The 17,123-nt window shown below is 41.9% G+C and carries 13 protein-coding genes and 1 pseudogene; 9 read left to right on the top strand and 5 right to left on the bottom strand.

The genetic code is table 11. The features are described from left to right. The first annotated feature begins 45 nt into the window (after positions 1-45). Positions 46-597: a TetR/AcrR family transcriptional regulator gene (locus tag J2T50_RS00670; protein WP_253362636.1), complete on the top strand. Its 552-nt coding sequence runs from the start codon at positions 46-48 to the stop codon at positions 595-597. Between the two features lie 15 nt (positions 598-612). Here J2T50_RS00670 and J2T50_RS00675 read toward each other — a convergent pair whose 3' ends face one another. From J2T50_RS00675 to J2T50_RS00685, 3 genes are read right to left on the bottom strand one after another with little or no spacing between them, the layout of a single operon-like run. Continuing rightward, a complete protein-coding gene (locus J2T50_RS00675) occupies positions 613-2,067 on the bottom strand; it encodes an ABC transporter ATP-binding protein (protein ID WP_253362638.1) in 1,455 nt (484 codons plus the stop codon). After that, positions 2,013-2,711: an energy-coupling factor transporter transmembrane component T gene (locus J2T50_RS00680; RefSeq protein ID WP_253362640.1), complete on the bottom strand. Its 699-nt coding sequence runs from the start codon at positions 2,709-2,711 to the stop codon at positions 2,013-2,015. The genes J2T50_RS00675 and J2T50_RS00680 overlap by 55 nt, the downstream gene beginning before the upstream one ends. Then, entirely contained in the window at positions 2,708-3,301 is a 594-nt protein-coding gene (locus J2T50_RS00685) for an MptD family putative ECF transporter S component (RefSeq protein WP_253362642.1), read from the bottom strand. The genes J2T50_RS00680 and J2T50_RS00685 overlap by 4 nt, the downstream gene beginning before the upstream one ends. Before the next feature lie 198 nt (positions 3,302-3,499). On the opposite strand from J2T50_RS00685, the gene J2T50_RS00690 reads away from it, so the two are divergent. The 3 genes from J2T50_RS00690 (at position 3,500) to sodA (ending at position 6,630) form a co-directional block, all read left to right on the top strand. Then, positions 3,500-4,846, top strand: coding sequence for a D-alanyl-D-alanine carboxypeptidase family protein (locus tag J2T50_RS00690; protein ID WP_253362644.1), 1,347 nt, complete (start codon positions 3,500-3,502; stop codon positions 4,844-4,846). A 67-nt stretch (positions 4,847-4,913) separates the two neighbouring features. Then, the gene (gene holA, locus J2T50_RS00695; protein ID WP_253362647.1) at positions 4,914-5,948 is read left to right on the top strand and encodes a DNA polymerase III subunit delta; all 1,035 of its coding nucleotides are present in this window, start codon (positions 4,914-4,916) and stop codon (positions 5,946-5,948) included. A gap of 76 nt (positions 5,949-6,024) precedes the next feature. Beyond that, positions 6,025-6,630 (top strand): superoxide dismutase SodA, encoded by a 606-nt coding sequence (gene sodA / locus J2T50_RS00700; protein ID WP_253362649.1) that lies wholly within the window; start codon positions 6,025-6,027, stop codon positions 6,628-6,630. 61 nt (positions 6,631-6,691) lie between these two features. Here sodA and treR read toward each other — a convergent pair whose 3' ends face one another. Then, positions 6,692-7,405 (bottom strand): trehalose operon repressor, encoded by a 714-nt coding sequence (gene treR, locus J2T50_RS00705; RefSeq protein WP_253362651.1) that lies wholly within the window; start codon positions 7,403-7,405, stop codon positions 6,692-6,694. A gap of 310 nt (positions 7,406-7,715) precedes the next feature. On the opposite strand from treR, the gene treP reads away from it, so the two are divergent. Together treP and treC are read left to right on the top strand one after the other, a co-directional pair. Further along, positions 7,716-9,731: a PTS system trehalose-specific EIIBC component gene (gene treP / locus J2T50_RS00710; protein WP_253362655.1), complete on the top strand. Its 2,016-nt coding sequence runs from the start codon at positions 7,716-7,718 to the stop codon at positions 9,729-9,731. A 623-nt stretch (positions 9,732-10,354) separates the two neighbouring features. Next, on the top strand, positions 10,355-11,980 hold the full coding sequence (gene treC / locus J2T50_RS00715; protein ID WP_253362657.1) for an alpha,alpha-phosphotrehalase: 1,626 nt from the start codon (positions 10,355-10,357) through the stop codon (positions 11,978-11,980). A gap of 240 nt (positions 11,981-12,220) precedes the next feature. Here the strand turns inward: treC and J2T50_RS00720 are convergent. Next, positions 12,221-13,376, bottom strand: a pseudogene (locus tag J2T50_RS00720) (IS110 family RNA-guided transposase). A 395-nt stretch (positions 13,377-13,771) separates the two neighbouring features. On the opposite strand from J2T50_RS00720, the gene J2T50_RS00725 reads away from it, so the two are divergent. The 3 genes from J2T50_RS00725 to argF all read left to right on the top strand — a co-directional run bounded on the left by J2T50_RS00725 (position 13,772) and on the right by argF (position 16,982). Then, on the top strand, positions 13,772-14,467 hold the full coding sequence (locus tag J2T50_RS00725) for a Crp/Fnr family transcriptional regulator (protein WP_253363285.1): 696 nt from the start codon (positions 13,772-13,774) through the stop codon (positions 14,465-14,467). Positions 14,468-14,702: 235 nt separating this feature from the next. Further along, entirely contained in the window at positions 14,703-15,932 is a 1,230-nt protein-coding gene (gene arcA / locus J2T50_RS00730; protein WP_253362659.1) for an arginine deiminase, read from the top strand. Between the two features lie 33 nt (positions 15,933-15,965). Continuing rightward, a complete protein-coding gene (gene argF / locus J2T50_RS00735; RefSeq protein ID WP_253362661.1) occupies positions 15,966-16,982 on the top strand; it encodes an ornithine carbamoyltransferase in 1,017 nt (338 codons plus the stop codon). The last annotated feature ends 141 nt before the right edge of the window (positions 16,983-17,123 follow it).

Below are 17,123 nucleotides of genomic sequence, written 5' to 3' on the forward strand. Positions count from 1 at the left end.
TTGGACATCATGTATAAAATTGTCAAAAAATTGGAAAGGGAAATTATGGCAACAGATCATCGGAGAGAGCGGACGAAAAAAGCAATCGAGCAAGCAATGGTAGATTTGCTCAAACACCAGAGTTTTGATGAGATTTCAACCAGTCAATTAGCCAAGACTGCGGGCATTAGTCGCTCTAGCTTCTATACGCATTACAAGGATAAATATGAAATGATAGACCGTTATCAGCAGATTCTTTTTAGCAAATTAGAATATGTCTTTGATAAAAATGAATTTCAAAAAGAGAAGGCCTTGCTGGAAATTTTCGAGTTTTTGGACAGAGAGTTTTTATTTGCTGCGCTATTAACACAGAACGGAACCAAGGAAATTCAGACCTATATTCGCAACAAATTGCAGACCATGATTTCAAAAGAGCTTTACGATGACTATCCAAATTTGGACAAGGTACCAATCGAAAAACTCTACAATAGTGTCTATCTCAGCCATGCCATTTTTGGGATTTACCAGATGTGGATTACCCGTGGGAAGAAGGAGACAGCAGAGCAGATGACACAGATTCTCATCAATATGCTTCCACGATTCACAGACGAACAATAAAAATAACCCAAGCCTTTAAGCTAGGTTATTTTTTTGTAGTGCCTGTTCTAAATCAATGATGCTATCACAAACGAGGTCTAAAAGTTCGCTATCATGACTGATGAGGAGGATTGTTTGTCCGTGCTGTTTGGCTTGTTGGAGGAGTTGAGCAACTTCCAGCATTTGAAGGTAGTCCAGTCCGCTACTTGGTTCGTCTAATATAAGGAAGTCTTTTCCGCTGAGGAGGCTGGTTGCCAGCAAGAGACGTTGCTGTTCACCGCCTGACAAGCTAGCAGGATGACGATTCATTAAATGGTCTAACTTCAAAGCCTGACGAATCGATTCAAGCTGGTCGAGAGAGGTGCTTCCTAGTCTGAGCTCTTGTTCCACGGTCGGGGCAAAGAGTTGAAGGCGGACATCTTGGAGGAGCAGGCTCATGTGTTGTAGTCTTTCTGGCGCAGACTGGGGAGTATCATTCCAGAGGATACTCTCATTGCGAACCGCCCGAAGACCGACCAGTTGCTGAGCGAGACTGGATTTGCCAGAACCATTTGCACCGACGAGTCCGATGACAGTGCCAGCGGGAACAGCAAGCTCAGTAAGCAGACCAGATGCTTGACCTTTTGTGCGAACGGGGAGTTTTTCAATAAATAGTCCATTTTTAGACTCAAGCTTGGATGACTGGTGAATTTTGTGCTGAATGTGTTGCTTGGCTTCGGTCAGATCCAGACTACGTAAGGCTAGATTTTTTCGTTGGTCGGGAGACATTTTCTGGATATTGTCTCGAGTGAATATCTTTTCCAGTCGCCTTTCCGAAAAATAGAGGATGCGGTCAGCTAGGTCAATCCAGTTATTCAGACGGTGTTCGGCTACGAGAATGGTTTTTCCAGCGGACTTGAGTTGCTGGATTTGCGTTTGAATCGTGGCTGCACCAGCTGCATCTAGGTTTGCTGTTGGTTCGTCTAGGACCAAGATAGGCGTATCCTGCATGCTGGCACAAGCTAGCGCCAGTCGTTTCTGTTCGCCACCTGACAAGGTATGAATAGAGCGTTTTAAGAGATTCTCCAGCTCAAAATTCTGGCATACTTCTTGAAGTTTCTTGGCAATCTCCGGTCTAGGCATCTCTTTTTGCTCACAGGGAAGAACCAGTTCATGTTCCACAATCGTATGAAAAAACTGACTGCTCGGATGTTGAAAGACAGAGGCAACTTGCTGAGCTAGAATGTCGGTAGATTCCTGACCAACTTCCAAACCAGCTATGGTCAGTTTTCCAGACAAGCTTCCACCGAAATATTCAGGGGCAAGGCCGTTCAGTAATTTGAGAAATGTTGATTTACCAGAGCCGGAAGGACCAACAACCAAGATACACTCTCCTGGGAAAATCTTCAGAGAATCAATTTGGCAAGCCAATTGGTTGGTCGGATGATAGGTGAAGGTCAAGGCATCAGCAGTGATGATAGGCTGATGTAGAGGCACATTCCGATGCTCCATAAACTAATCCCCCAATCTAACCAGCTCCATTTGCTGGTGAAAAATTCGTGTGGTTTTCGTGTGCTTGTCATGCCCTTGGTCATCAGAGCCATGGTTAATTCTTGTGCCCTACGAAGAGTAGCCATCAGGAGGGGAATCAGCAAGTATTCTCCATATAAAAATGGATGAAGTAGCCACTCCCTCTTTTTAAGAAAGACACCTCTGAGGCGGAGTGCTTGGTGAATAAGTCGCGCTTGCTCAGGCAATAGCGGAAGGAAACCCAACATGACCCCAAAGGTCAAAACGAGAGGCTCAGGCAGACGCCATTTTCTGAGTCCATGTAGCAATTCATAGCTTGACGTAGTCGTCAAAATCAGCCCTCCCATCATGAAGCAAGGCAGTAACTGACGAAGACCGATAAAGACAAATGATAGGAATACCTGCCAGCCATTGCCCGAAGTTTCCTGTAAAAAGAAAGAATAGCAGGTCGCAGCTAGAAAGTACAGAGTATAGAGGCTAGCCTTGCACCACTGCTGGTAGAGTCCAGTCATAAGAAGCAGGATAAGACCAACTTCCAACCAATAAATCCAGCCATCAATATGATAGAGCAGGACCCAATTGGTCAGAAAGAGGACCAGGATTTTACTGCGAATGTCTAATTTCATTTGACGAGGCCAGAAGTCAGAAAGTGACGAGCAACTAATTTTTGTCCGATGACACCGCCGATGATGGCAAATAAGATGATGCTGCCGCAGATATAGCTGACATTTCCAAGATTAAATTCAATCATGACTCGATTAACATAGTCCATATCCTTGCCGCGCTCGAGTAACTTTTCAATGTAGGCGTCACGAGCAACCCACATCAAGAAGATGGGACCGAGATTGCCAAAAGAAAAGATGACATAAGATAAAAGATTAAGGCCAGAGCTGAGGTAATTTTTTTGACTTGCAATCCAGTCGGCTAACAGTGCACAACCTAGACTAGGGATGACTGCGAGAAGAAAATGCCCTGAAAAGAAGAAGAAGAGGGACATAACAGCACCCATCAAGCTAATGGCACCAAACTTTTGAATCTTGGCAATCAAAAGTATGTAAATGGTTCCGCATAACAGAGCAGCGAAGGCAGGAGCTAACTCCGTACTTGCTGAACGCGTGATGAGAAAGGCTAGGAGTGTTCCAAGTCCAACTCCGACAAAGTAGACAGCAGATAAGGCACCTGTTAAGATGAGATCCTTCATGTGTAGATGTTTCATAATTCCTCCAGTATAAAGGGAACAGAGCTTTCCCTACAAAATATTCAATCCCTTTAATTGTACCATTTTTATCACGTATTCTGACGAGAAGCGCTTCATTCTTTGAAAATGAACAAAATGTACGATATCTTGCTGAAAATGCTAGAAAAATCATCTTGTCTATGATAAAATGAAAGTGATTTCACAAAAGGAGGCTATATGAAAAAAGTATTATTTGTCATGGGGACCGTGCTCTGGAGTCTCTTTGTAGGGACAGGTCTTGTATCGGCCCAAGATGACTTGTTAACAATGACGCAAAAAGCAGGCTATCCAGCAACGGAAGCCATGGTTCCTAAGGCGTCTATTGTACTGGATGCGGAATCCGGTCAGGTCCTTTGGGCAGAAAATGCAGATGCCATTCGAGACCCAGCTAGTACGACAAAAACCATGGTGGTCTACTTGACCTTTGAAGCTATCACCGCAGGAAAAATCAATCTGGATACGCAAGTAACAGCAACAGAGACCGACCAAGCGATTGCAGGGATTTATGCTCTCAGTAATAATAAAATTGTAGCAGGACAAAGCTATACTGTTCGCGAGTTGTTGACCATGACTTTGGTTCCATCGTCCAATGTAACCACTCTGATGTTGGCTCATTTGATCCATGGTGGTGATGATGCTAGCTTTTTGGACCTGATGAATAAAACGGCCAAAGACCTTGGAATGACCAATACGCATTTTAACAATGCATCGGGTGCAGTTGCCTCTGCCTTTGAAGGATACTATGCCCCAGCTGGTTACAACCATGAATTTCCAAATGACACAACTGCTAAGGATTTGGCGATTCTAAGTTACCATTTGTTGAAAAAGCACCCAAAGGTGCTAGAATTTACAAAAAATCCCAAGGTCACTGTCAAGGCGGGTACACCGTTGGAAGAAACATTTGACGCCTATAATTATTCCTTGCCAGGCTTGCAGTATGGCTATGAAGGTGTTGATGGATTAAAAACAGGTTCTAGTCCGAGTGCTGCTTTTAATGCTATCGTGACAGCCAAGCGCAATGGCATTCGCTTGATTACCGTGGTCATGGGAGTGGGAGACTGGTCAGACCAAGACGGCGAATACTACCGACATTACTTTATCAATACGCTTTTAGATAAGACATTTTCAGAATACAGCCGACAAGTCATCGCACCAGCAGGCAAGCAAGATGTGGCCGGCAAGCAGATTGTCACCAAAGATAACCTTTACGGTCTGGTCAAAGCGGGCGAATCTCCTCAATTGACTTTGAATGGAAATCTCTTGCAAATCGCAGGAACCGTTGACCCGTCTTCAGGTGTAGCAGCGACAGATGCAGCAAGTGCGGCTAAAACAATACCGTCAAGTAAGGGGACTAGCCCCGCTACCAATCAATTCAGACTCTCTCTGCCTATCTTTGTAGTTATTGTTGTAGCAGGTGCTCTTGGTTTATTTTTACTTACGAAGGCATATTTTAAATTTAGAGCAAAACAACGTCGTCGCAGTCGTTCACAAAGTGCGGCTTATAGCCGTCGCTATCGAAGATAAGGAAAGCCGCCATGAGCGGTTTTTTGCTGCTAAAAATGATATAATAGGGCAAGAATACGAGGAAATCATGAATATTATAGAAGAAATTCAAACAATAAAGAAAGAAAAGTTGGGCTTGGTGACTGTTTTGACGGGCGATGATCCTGGTCAATTTCAACTAGCAAAGTCAGCATTTCTCAAGCAAATTGCATTTGATGCTAGTGATTTGGCTTATGCCTATTTTGATATGTCAGAGTCGGATTACACTCAGGTAGATTTGGACTTGGTATCGCTGCCTTTTTTCTCTGATGAGAAGATTGTCCTATTGGATTATTTTGCGGATTTAACGACGGATAAGAAGCGTTATTTGACAGACGATGAGCTCAAACAATTTGAAGTTTATCTGGAAAATCCTGTTGACACCACACGCTTGGTGATTTTCGCTCAGGGGAAATTAGATAGTAAGCGCCGCTTGGTCAAGATTCTCAAACGAGATGCGCGTGTCTTGGAAGCCAACGAGATGAAAGAGGCTGACCTGAAAAATTATTTCCAAAAAGAAGTAGCCCGTTTGGGGATTCAGATGGAGCCTGGCGTCTTTGAGGAACTCTTGGTCAAGTCGAATCTTGATTTTGCTGAAATGACAAAAAATTTAGTCTTTCTGCAATCCTACAAAGCGGGAGCTGTGATTTCACATCAGGATATTCAGCTGGCCATTCCGAAAACCTTGCAGGACAACTTGTTTGACTTGACCCAACTTATCTTGTCTAAAAAAATCAATCAGGCCCAGAGCTTGGTGCGCGACTTGCGCTTACAAGGAGAAGATGAAATCAAGTTATTAGCCGTACTGTTGACCCAATTTCGGACCTATTTGCAGGTGCAGTTACTGACTCATGAAGGACGGGGCGAGCAGCAGATTGTCACCGAATTATCCGATATTCAAGGGCGAAAGGTCAATCCCTACCAAGTCAAGTTTGCCTTGAGAGATTCACGAGGCTTATCGCTTGGATTTTTGAAGGAAGTGGTGCGGCTCTTGATTAAGACGGACTATCAGATTAAAACGGGTGTTTACGAGAAGGATTTCCTATTTGATATGACCTTGCTCAAGATTGCCAACCTGGTTTAAATCACGGACAAATGTTTTGAAAGCTATCTCAGAATTCGATATAATAAAGCCATATAAATGAAAAGAGGAAACCAAAATGGCAATTATTTTACCAGATCTTCCGTACGCATACGATGCTCTTGAACCAGCTATTGATGCAGAAACAATGACGCTTCACCATGATAAACACCATGCAACTTACGTGGCAAATGTGAATGCAGCTCTTGAAAAACACCCAGAAATCGGTGAAGATCTAGAAGCTTTGTTGGCTAATGTTGACGCTATCCCAGCAGACATCCGCCAAGCAGTCATCAACAACGGTGGTGGTCACTTGAATCATGCCCTTTTCTGGGAACTCCTTTCACCTGAAAAAACAGACATCACAGAAGAAGTAGCAGCAGCTATCAACGAAGCATTTGGTTCATTTGAAGAATTCCAGGCCGCCTTCACAGCCGCAGCAACAACACGTTTTGGTTCAGGTTGGGCTTGGCTCGTTGTCAATGCAGAAGGTAAATTGGAAGTTGTTTCAACAGCTAACCAAGACACTCCAATCATGGAAGGCAAAAAACCAATCTTGGCACTTGACGTTTGGGAACACGCTTACTACCTCAACTACCGTAACGTACGTCCAAACTACATCAAAGCATTCTTTGATATCATCAACTGGAATAAGGTAGCTGAATTGTACGCAGCAGCGAAATAAGCAATAAAAGAACGCATGTCTCCATTATGAGATATGCGTTTTATGATAGGATGAGTTATTTCTACAATTTCATACGGCGGGAGAAGTCGATGAAATGAAACTTATCCAATTTATGTCGGCTTTCAGTGAATTGGAACTGTCGCTGATCTTCTAAATAAACCTGAGATTTTATAGAAACGACATGGCGATCCTCTCCTATTTCCAAATATTGTTTGTCTTGTTCATGGACATGATCAATTAGAATATCCTTTCGCGCAAAAGCGATTTCGAGATGTAGCTCTTTTTCCAAATAAGCATAGATGGATTTTTCAGCAATTTCTTTGCTCATACGCGGAACCAACCGAGCAGATAAATAATCGATATCTAGAACAGTAGCTATTCCATCGACTAATCGTTGACGAATAATCTTCCAGACAATACTATTAATGGGAAAGCCAGTGTACTGATGTAGTTTTTGATCAATCCGGATTTTCTCTAAAAAGAGCACATTGGTTTTGGAAGAAAGTCCTAGACTGCTAACAAGTTCTTGATAGCTGATCAGTTCGGAAACTGGGAAGGTGATATGTTCTTGTTGGGTGACCTGTGACCCTGAGCCTTGTACTTTGGTGATGAGTCCGGCTTGAGACAGTAGCGATAAAGATTTTCGGATTGTATCCCGGCTAACTTGATACTCTATGGTCAGCTCTTTTTCGGTTGGTAAAAAGTCTCCTCCCTTGTAGTATTCATCTAAAATTTTTTGTTCTAATTCTTTGAAAATCATTTCATATTTTTTCATTTTTTCTGCTTTCCTTCAATTGTTTTCATACTTGTTTTTAAATGAGCATACAAATCGCCTTATTTTATCAAAAAATCAGAAAAGATGCACCAAACAACTTGCATACAAATAGTACATCGCTTACAATGTAGATGTAAATCAAATGCATTTATGATTTTAGTTGTTTTAAGCTGGAAAACCAGTTGATACTTTGTCCCTTGCAATGATTGTAGAGATTATGAAACAGGTCGATAACCTCTTGGGGGATAGTAGACGTGTACTATGGTAGCAGTGATTGCAAAAAATATGAAAAGGTATAAGGAAAAATACGATGGGAAAATTTGAAAAAGAAGCTCAAAGCCTCCTAGATGCCATCGGTGGTAAGAGCAATGTCAGTGCAGTGACTCACTGTGCGACTCGCATGCGTTTTGTCTTGAATGATGACAAGGCAGCCGATGTCAAAGCTATCGAAAGTCTAGCACCAGTAAAAGGAACTTTCACCAATGCTGGTCAGTTCCAAGTAATCATTGGTAACGATGTGCCAATCTTCTACAATGACTTCGTAGCCGTGTCAGGTATTGAAGGCGTGTCAAAAGAAGTAGCTAAGTCAGCTGCCAAACAAAATCAACATCCAATTCAGCGCGTACTGACCATGTTGGCTGAAATCTTTACACCAATCATTCCAGCTATCATCGTAGGTGGTTTGATTCTTGGTTTCCGTAATATTCTTGAAGGAGTTCCTTTTGAAGCGCTTGGCCAAGCTATGGCTGACGGGAAGCCAGTATTTGATGCAAATGGTGAGCCGGTTTATAACACGATTATCCAAGTTTCACAATTTTGGAATGGAGTGAACTCCTTCTTATGGCTTCCAGGTGAAGCGATTTTCCACTTCTTGCCAGTAGGTATCGTTTGGTCTGTTACTCGTAAAATGGGAACAACTCAAATCCTTGGTATTATTCTTGGTATTTGTTTGGTGTCACCGCAGTTGCTCAATGCTTACGCAGTAGCAGGGACTCCAGCAGCTGAAATTGCTAAGAGTTGGGTTTGGGACTTTGGTTTCTTTACAGTTAATAAAATCGGTTACCAAGCACAAGTTATTCCAGCCCTCCTTGCAGGTCTCAGCTTGTCTTACCTTGAAATTTTTTGGCGTAAACGTATCCCAGAAGTTATTTCAATGATTTTTGTACCATTCTTGTCCTTGCTGCCAGCCATTATCTTGGCCCACACAGTGCTCGGCCCTCTTGGTTGGACTATCGGTAAAGGTATCTCAGCAGTCGTTCTTGCTGGTTTGACTGGATCCTTCAAATGGCTCTTCGGAGCAATCTTCGGTGCTGTTTATGCTCCATTCGTTATCACTGGTCTTCACCATATGACTAACGCTATCGACACGCAATTGATTGCGGATACTAGCACTCACACAACTGGTTTGTGGCCAATGATTGCTTTGTCAAACATCGCTCAAGGTTCTGCCGTTCTTGGTTACTACTGGATGCACCGTCATGATAAGAAGGAAGCACAAATCTCTCTTCCTGCAACTATCTCAGCCTACCTTGGTGTTACAGAACCAGCCCTTTTTGGGGTTAACGTGAAATACATCTACCCATTTGTTGCGGGTATGATTGGTTCGGGGATTGCGGGTTTCTTATCAACCACCTTCAACATTCAAGCTAACGCTATCGGTGTTGGTGGCCTTCCAGGCTTCTTGTCAATCAATATCAAATATATGGGCTTCTTCTTTATCTGTATGGCAGTAGCTGTTATAGTACCATTCTTCTTGACAATTTTCTTCAAAAAAACAGGTATTCTTGCTAAGACGGAAGAAGATGCAGTGCTTGATGTTCCTCTTCAAGAACCAGTCGTTGAAGAAACTGGACTTGAAGCAGGTGTTCTAGTCACTCTTATTAGCCCATTGACTGGGGAAATGAAAGAACTTAGTCAGGCACAAGATGCTGTATTTGCTCAAGGTGTGATGGGACAAGGTGTCCTCATCGAACCAAGCGAAGGTGAATTGGTGGCTCCAGTTGATGCAACTGTTTCAGTTCTTTTCCCAACTAAACACGCTGTTGGTTTGGTGTCAGAAGACGGTGTTGAGCTCTTGATGCACATCGGTATGGATACTGTTAACCTTGAAGGTAAAGGTTTTACAGCACACGTAGCTCAAGGTGAAAAGGTTAAAGCTGGTGATAAATTGATTAGCTTTGACATTGACGCTATCAAGGCAGCTGGTTACCCAGTTGAAACACCTGTTATCATCACTAACCAAGATAATTTCTTGCCAATCGCTGAACACGATTTCCCAAGAGCTATCCAGCGTGGTGAAAAATTGATGACAGCGCGTAAACTCTAATAGAGATAGATATAATTGTTTCAAGTCCAGTCCATGAAAACTGGACTTGACGCATTTTCCAGTGCAAGCTAGAGGTTCAAAGGTAGCTAGCCCTGCCTTTAGTTTATTTTCAAATAAAAATCAAAACTAGCAAACTTAATTTACATATCTGATAATGGAATATTAGAAATTAGAAAAGCGAACGAAGTGAGTCAAACCTGATATTTTCGCCGTAGTGAAATTATTAGTAACAGCAATGCTGTTACTAATAACGGAATTTTTGAGAGAGAATAAGTCCAGTGGACTTATTTTGCCCGAGCCTTAAAACAAAGACGTGAGGGGGCTCAATCTTAGGATTGCTCTCACAGTCTGGGAGACTGTTAGAGGTGACAGATAGGAAAAACAAAGTTTTTCTCATCATTCCCTGGATAATTTCTTCTTCCGTCCGCACTATCTCACAACATGGAATTTTCAAAATCGATAACATTTTGAAAATGGAATTAGTAAGGTAGCTAGGTAAGTTGCCATAGCGATTACCGTAGTTTATCAGTGATTTTAACCATTGATAAACCTGCTACGTTAGAAAATATCAAAAATCAGTTTTTAAATTTTAATGAGTATGAAAAAAGAAAAAGGAGACACCCATGGCAATCGATAAACGTAAAGTTGTCTATCAAATTTATCCAAAATCTTACAAGGACACAACTGGCAATGGTGTTGGAGACCTTCGTGGTATCATTGAAAAACTGCCTTACCTTGAAGAGTTGGGCATTGATATGATTTGGCTCAACCCATTTTACCCAAGTCCACAACGTGACAATGGTTATGATGTCGCCGATTACACGGCTGTCAATCCAGACTTCGGCACCATGGCTGATTTTGAAGAAATGATTGCGGTTGGTCGTAAGCACAATATTGACTTCATGTTGGATATGGTACTCAACCACTGTTCAACAGAGCATGAATGGTTCCAAAAAGCCCTTGCTGGTGACAAGTTCTATCAAGACTTCTTCATCCTTCGTGATGAGCCAACCGACTGGGTTTCAAAATTCGGTGGCAATGCCTGGGCACCGTTTGGCGATACAGGCAAATACTACCTCCACCTCTTTGACGTGACTCAAGCAGACCTCAATTGGCGCAACCCTCATGTCCGTGAAGAACTTTTTAAGGTGGTTAATTTCTGGCGTGACAAGGGTGTCAAAGGCTTCCGCTTCGACGTTATCAACTTGATTGGGAAAGATGAGGTTCTGGAAGATTGCCCAATCAATGACGGTAAACCAGCCTACACTGACCGCCCAATCACCCATGACTACCTCAAAATGATGAACAATGCCAGCTTTGGCCAAGATGATTCTTTCATGACCGTTGGTGAAATGTCTGCAACAACCATTGAAAATTGTATTCTCTACACGGCACCAGAGCGTGAAGAATTGTCAATGGCCTTCAACTTCCACCATCTTAAAGTCGACTACAAGGAGGGGCAAAAATGGACCATCATGGACTTTGACTTCATCGCCCTTCGTGACCTCTTCCATTCTTGGGGAGAAGGCATGAGCGAGGGAGATGGTTGGAATGCTCTCTTCTACAATAACCATGACCAACCACGCGCTCTCAATCGTTTTGTGGATGTCAAAAATTTCCGCAATGAAGGAGCAACTATGTTGGCAGCTTCTATTCATTTGTCACGTGGCACACCATATATCTACATGGGTGAAGAAATCGGCATGATTGACCCAGACTATGATTCAATGGCTGACTATGTGGATGTTGAAAGTCTCAATGCCTACCAAATCATGTTGGATGAAGGCAAGACTCCAGAAGAAGCCTTCAAGATTATCCAAACCAAATCGCGTGATAATTCTCGTACGCCAATGCAATGGGATGCGAGCGAAAATGCTGGCTTTACCACAGGTATCCCATGGCTCAAAGCCGGTAAATCATATAAAGAAATTAACGTGGTCTCTGAACAATCAGGATCAATCTTTACCTTCTATCAAAAACTCATCAAACTCCGTAAAGACATACCATTGATTGCAGAAGGTGACTACAAGGCGGCCTACACAGACAGCGACAAGGTTTACGCTTTTGAACGTCAGTTGGACGGTCAAAAACTTCTTGTTCTCAACAACTTCTTTGCAGATGACGTCACTCTTGACTTGCCAGCTGACTATGTCAATGGTCAAGTCCTTATCAGTAATTATGCTGACGTTACTGTAACAGAGACTGTGACCTTGAAACCTTACCAAGCGCTAGCGATTCTGGTGAAATAGGACAAGGATGATTTTACCAAACACTTCTAGGGTTAGAGAACTTCTCTAATTTTGGGGGTGTTTTTCTACCATTTGTCAAGTATATCAACGCTTATTGGAATCATTTTTTAGAAAGTCAGTAGAATGATGATGTCTATTGCCTTTTTTTAGGTCATTTTGACAGAAAAAAGTGTACACACAGACAGCACCTTATTTAGTGATTTTTTAATAAGGTGTTACAATAGTATGGCATAGTTATCTTTACTGATTTTTAGCTAAACGGTAATCATAAAGTTTATTATGCGTTATGAGGTAATACATTGTCCGAATAAGGCGATGTATTGAGGCAATCGTATGTGGCTTGGTTGAGCTGACTTGCGATTGTTTTTTTCGTTTCTTATAGAAGTCAGCGATGTGAGAGGGATTTGTGTGACTGGCAGAAGTGATGTTATGGATACACTTAAATAAAATCTTTCTGGCATAAGGGGTGCCACGCTTTGTAATATGTTCTTGTGCCAGATAGTTTCCAGATTCGTAGTGCCGTAAGTCAATGCCAATAAAAGCGTTGATTTGATTGGCAGACTGAAACCGACGAATGTCTCCCAATTCGCAATAATGCTTGTAGCTGTAGTCTATGCGATACCAGGGATAGAAAGTAGTATCTCATGTTCAGGTAATGGCTGAGCAAGCTGACCATTTCATCCAATACGATTTGTATCCGTTCTGTAAGTCTAAGCAGTTCTTGTGCATAGTATCTCACTTCTTCGACCATTGGAGAGTTTTTTGTACAGCTGAATAAGACTGTTTAGCTAGTTCCGCTAATTTATCAACCAAGGAAGAGACTCGTTTTCCAGAAATCCGTTTAAGTAGTGGATTGTAGGATAACGTCTGTCAATTCCGTTTCTGATAACTCCAAGACAAAGTTCTTATTTGGAAAGGCCTTAACTAAATTCCAGTATTGTTCTCCTGTTGGTGTGGATAGCAGTTGTTCCAGCTCATGGAAAGTCACTTGCAAGACCTTATGAAGACGATTCTTAGCACGGACGGTGTCTTCAGTCAGATTTTGATAGAAGCGACTAAGGTCACGCAAATTTTGGTAAACTTCTTTTTGACGATAAGTAGGCTTGCGATTGAAGATAAATTGTGACTCAGCCAATTTTTCTGCATCAATCTTATCTGTTTTACGTACTCGCAAACTGTCTAATTGCTTTTTGGCTTCTAGAGGGTTTAACCGAGTATAGGCACCTGTAGCTTCAAAGATGATTTCTGGGTTTTGAACAGATTTCAAGTCCTTTAACAACCTCGAAAAACCGATAGCGTCATTGGGTATCGAATAGCCATGAACTTTTTCACTATTGACCAGAATAGCCACTTCAGAGCTTACTTTACTCACATCAATTCCAAATACTGTACGTATAAGATTACCTCGTTTATCTTGTCAGATTCCTTGTTTTAGCTATCTCATTTTCAATACTCGACGTTGAACGTCCCACATACTGTGACCAGATTTTAACTAAAACAGGTGTCTTGCTAGTTTTTATTGCGACGTCTAGCGTCTAAAGCCCCTTCGGCTTAACAAGACACCTCTACTTTATCAAAAAAGAAAAAGTAGTGAAGATTTCTCCCGTCGGAGATTTCTTCACTACTAAGCTTAGTATGTTTTTATTTTGTTAAAAATGATAGACGGATCTGAAATAGCTAGTAGGGGTTTGACGTTTTTGTATCCTTTTACAGAAAAAAGAAAGCGTTTTAAAGTGGTTTAAAATATGTTATAATATATTAAAAAAGAAAGTGGAAGGCATATTGCACGGAATGATCACAAACGACCAGTATCGCTATTTACGAAACAATCCCATTTTTCAACATTTTCCTGTTGAGCATTTTGACCAGATTGCTAAGGAAATTCGCTTTCGTAAAATCCCGAAAGGACAGATATTTTTCTTTGGTGGCGATCGTCGTGATTACTTATTTGTCTTATTTCAAGGTTATGCGCGGATAGAGCAGTATGACCAGACGGGGACCTACACCTATCTGGACTATATCCGCCAAGGAGAGGCCTTCCCATTTGGTGATATGTTCAATGATGGTCTCTACCATTACACAGCGGTAGCGGAGACAGATTTGGAATACTTTATGATTCCTATGGATGATTACGAAGAATTTTCGAAAATCAATCCGCGCCAGATGCTCTTTATCGCCAAGAAGCTGGCAAAAATTTTGCGTTTTGAGGAGCTGCGCTTGCGCAATGCAATGATATCCCGAGCTAGCGACCGGGTGGAGCAAGTTCTGGCCCTCATGTACTGGGACATCTGCCTACCGGCTCAATTAGATACGCTCCCCTTTACCATCCATATCCAAGAAATTTCCCGATTATCTGCGACCACTAGGGAGACTGCTAGTCAAGTCATGAAGCGGCTGAAGCAGGAAAATCGGATTAGTTATTCCCACAAGCAACTGACTTTTTTGGATAAGGATTATTTTTTAGAACATTTGACCGAGACTCGCTAGAGTTTCGGTTTTTTCTTATTTTCAATAAAAATATTTATTCAAAAAAGGAGTAAAATCGATAAAATAGTCAAAGAAAGCGTTGTCATTTATATAAAAATGAAAAAATTTGTGTTAAAATGTACAATATTTGGCAAATAAATTGTCAAATACTTCGTGTAAGCGTTTTAAATTTGGTGGTATAGTAGTATCAACAAAGGGTAAGGAAACTTACAACAGGTAAAAAGGAGGGATTCACATGTCACAAAATCCTATTCATGTTTTTTCAGAAATCGGAAAACTGAAAAAAGTTATGCTACACCGTCCGGGTAAAGAAATTGAAAATCTGATGCCTGACTATCTCGAACGACTCTTGTTCGATGATATTCCATTCTTAGAAGACGCCCAAAAAGAGCACGATGCATTTGCTCAAGCCCTTCGTGATGAAGGAGTGGAAGTTCTCTACTTGGAACAGCTTGCAGCTGAGTCTCTGGTCACTCCAGAAATTCGAGAAGCCTTCATCAACGAATACTTAGAAGAAGCCAATATTCGTGGCCGGGCAACGAAAAAAGCCCTTCGTGCGCTTTTGATGAATATCACCGACAATCAAGAATTGATTGAAAAAACAATGGCTGGTGTTAAGAAATCAGAATTACCAGAAATTTGTGCAGAAGAAAAGGGTCTGACAGACTTGGTAGAATCCAATTATCCATTCGCCATCGACCCAATGCCAAATCTCTACTTCACTCGTGATCCATTTGCGACGATTGGCAACTCTGTTTCGCTCAACCATATGTACTCTGAAACGCGTAATCGCGAAACCATTTATGGTAAGTACATCTTTACTCATCATCCAGATTATGCAGGCAAAGTTCCATTTGTCTATGACAGAAGTGAGTCAACTCGTATCGAAGGTGGAGATGAGTTGGTGCTTTCAAAAGACGTGCTAGCAGTAGGGATTTCTCAACGGACAGATGCAGCGTCTATTGAAAAACTCTTGGTCAATATCTTCGAACGGGGAGTTGGCTTCAAGAAGGTTTTAGCCTTTGAATTTGCAAATAGCCGCAAGTTCATGCATTTGGACACTGTATTCACTATGGTGGACTATGATAAATTCACCATTCACCCAGAAATTGAAGGTGACCTTCGCGTCTACTCTGTCACTTATGAAAATGAAGAATTACATATCGTAGAAGAAAAAGTTGACTTAGCAGAACTTCTTGCAGCAAATCTCGGAGTTGAAAAAGTTGACTTGATTCGTTGCGGTGGCGGTGACAATGTTGCTGCTGGACGAGAACAATGGAATGATGGCTCCAATACATTGACCATCGCACCTGGTGTCGTAGTGGTTTACAAACGCAATACAATCACAAATGCCATTCTCGAATCCAAAGGTCTTCGCTTGATTAAGATTTCAGGAAGTGAATTGGTACGAGGCCGTGGCGGTCCACGTTGTATGTCCATGCCATTTGAGCGCGAGGATATTTGATAGAAAAACGAATGAGATAGAAAGAGGAAGCATATGACAACATCCGTATTTAAAGGCAGACATTTTTTAGCAGAAAAAGATTTTACACGTGCAGAGTTGGAATACTTGATTGACTTTGCAGCGCACTTGAAAGATTTGAAAAAACGCCATATTTCCCACCGTTATCTAGAAGGCAAGAACATTGCGCTCTTGTTTGAAAAGACTTCTACTCGGACTCGTGCAGCTTTTACCACTGCAGCTATTGATCTGGGTGCTCATCCAGAATACTTGGGAGCAAATGATATCCAGCTTGGCAAGAAAGAGTCCACAGAAGACACAGCAAAAGTTCTTGGTCGTATGTTTGACGGGATTGAATTCCGTGGTTTCAGCCAAAAAATGGTAGAAGAATTAGCAGAGTTTTCAGGTGTACCAGTTTGGAATGGTTTGACAGATGCATGGCACCCAACTCAAATGTTGGCTGACTACTTGACTGTGAAAGAAAACTTTGGCAAATTAGAAGGTTTGACATTGGTTTATTGCGGTGATGGTCGTAACAACGTGGCAAACAGCCTTTTGGTAACTGGTGCTATCCTTGGTGTCAATGTTCATATCTTCTCTCCAAAAGAACTCTTCCCAGCAGAAGATGTTGTAGCTCTTGCTGAAGGTTTTGCAAAAGAATCTGGCGCTCATATTCTCGTGACGGAAGATGCCGATGAAGCTGTCAAAGGAGCAGATGTCCTCTACACAGACGTTTGGGTATCAATGGGTGAAGAAGCTAAATTTGCAGAACGCGTAGCCTTGCTTAAACCTTATCAAGTGAATATGGACTTGATTAAGAAAGCTCAAAATGATAATCTCATCTTCTTGCATTGCTTGCCAGCCTTCCACGATACCAATACGGTTTATGGCAAAGATGTAGCAGAAAAATTTGGTGTAGAAGAAATGGAAGTGACAGATGAAGTCTTCCGCAGCAAATACGCTCGCCAGTTTGACCAAGCTGAAAACCGCATGCACACCATCAAAGCAGTTATGGCAGCTACATTGGGCGAGCTCTTTATTCCAAAAGTATAAGTTTACAAGTGCACCTGTTGGACGTCTTGTCTGACAAACAGCTGGAGGGCTGAGGCAAAAGCCCAGTCCTCCTATTTTTATATGAGATGATAGTGAGTTTCTTTGATTTTACAAGCCTCGTTTGAAAACGAAAGAAATCCA

This window comes from Streptococcus gallinaceus (genome assembly GCF_024170225.1).
Classification (GTDB): domain Bacteria; phylum Bacillota; class Bacilli; order Lactobacillales; family Streptococcaceae; genus Streptococcus; species Streptococcus gallinaceus.

Bases quoted from the DNA above. Each gene is read 5' to 3' on its own strand.
- treR (WP_253362651.1), bottom strand. From the start codon at position 7,405: ATGAAAAAATATGAAATGATTTTCAAAGAATTAGAACAAAAAATTTTA.
- J2T50_RS00675 (WP_253362638.1), bottom strand. From the start codon at position 2,067: ATGGAGCATCGGAATGTGCCTCTACATCAGCCTATCATCACTGCTGAT.
- J2T50_RS00685 (WP_253362642.1), bottom strand. From the start codon at position 3,301: ATGAAACATCTACACATGAAGGATCTCATCTTAACAGGTGCCTTATCT.
- treP (WP_253362655.1), top strand. From the start codon at position 7,716: ATGGGAAAATTTGAAAAAGAAGCTCAAAGCCTCCTAGATGCCATCGGT.
- holA (WP_253362647.1), top strand. From the start codon at position 4,914: ATGAATATTATAGAAGAAATTCAAACAATAAAGAAAGAAAAGTTGGGC.
- treC (WP_253362657.1), top strand. From the start codon at position 10,355: ATGGCAATCGATAAACGTAAAGTTGTCTATCAAATTTATCCAAAATCT.
- argF (WP_253362661.1), top strand. From the start codon at position 15,966: ATGACAACATCCGTATTTAAAGGCAGACATTTTTTAGCAGAAAAAGAT.
- arcA (WP_253362659.1), top strand. From the start codon at position 14,703: ATGTCACAAAATCCTATTCATGTTTTTTCAGAAATCGGAAAACTGAAA.
- J2T50_RS00690 (WP_253362644.1), top strand. From the start codon at position 3,500: ATGAAAAAAGTATTATTTGTCATGGGGACCGTGCTCTGGAGTCTCTTT.
- J2T50_RS00725 (WP_253363285.1), top strand. From the start codon at position 13,772: ATGATCACAAACGACCAGTATCGCTATTTACGAAACAATCCCATTTTT.
- J2T50_RS00670 (WP_253362636.1), top strand. From the start codon at position 46: ATGGCAACAGATCATCGGAGAGAGCGGACGAAAAAAGCAATCGAGCAA.
- sodA (WP_253362649.1), top strand. From the start codon at position 6,025: ATGGCAATTATTTTACCAGATCTTCCGTACGCATACGATGCTCTTGAA.
- J2T50_RS00680 (WP_253362640.1), bottom strand. From the start codon at position 2,711: ATGAAATTAGACATTCGCAGTAAAATCCTGGTCCTCTTTCTGACCAAT.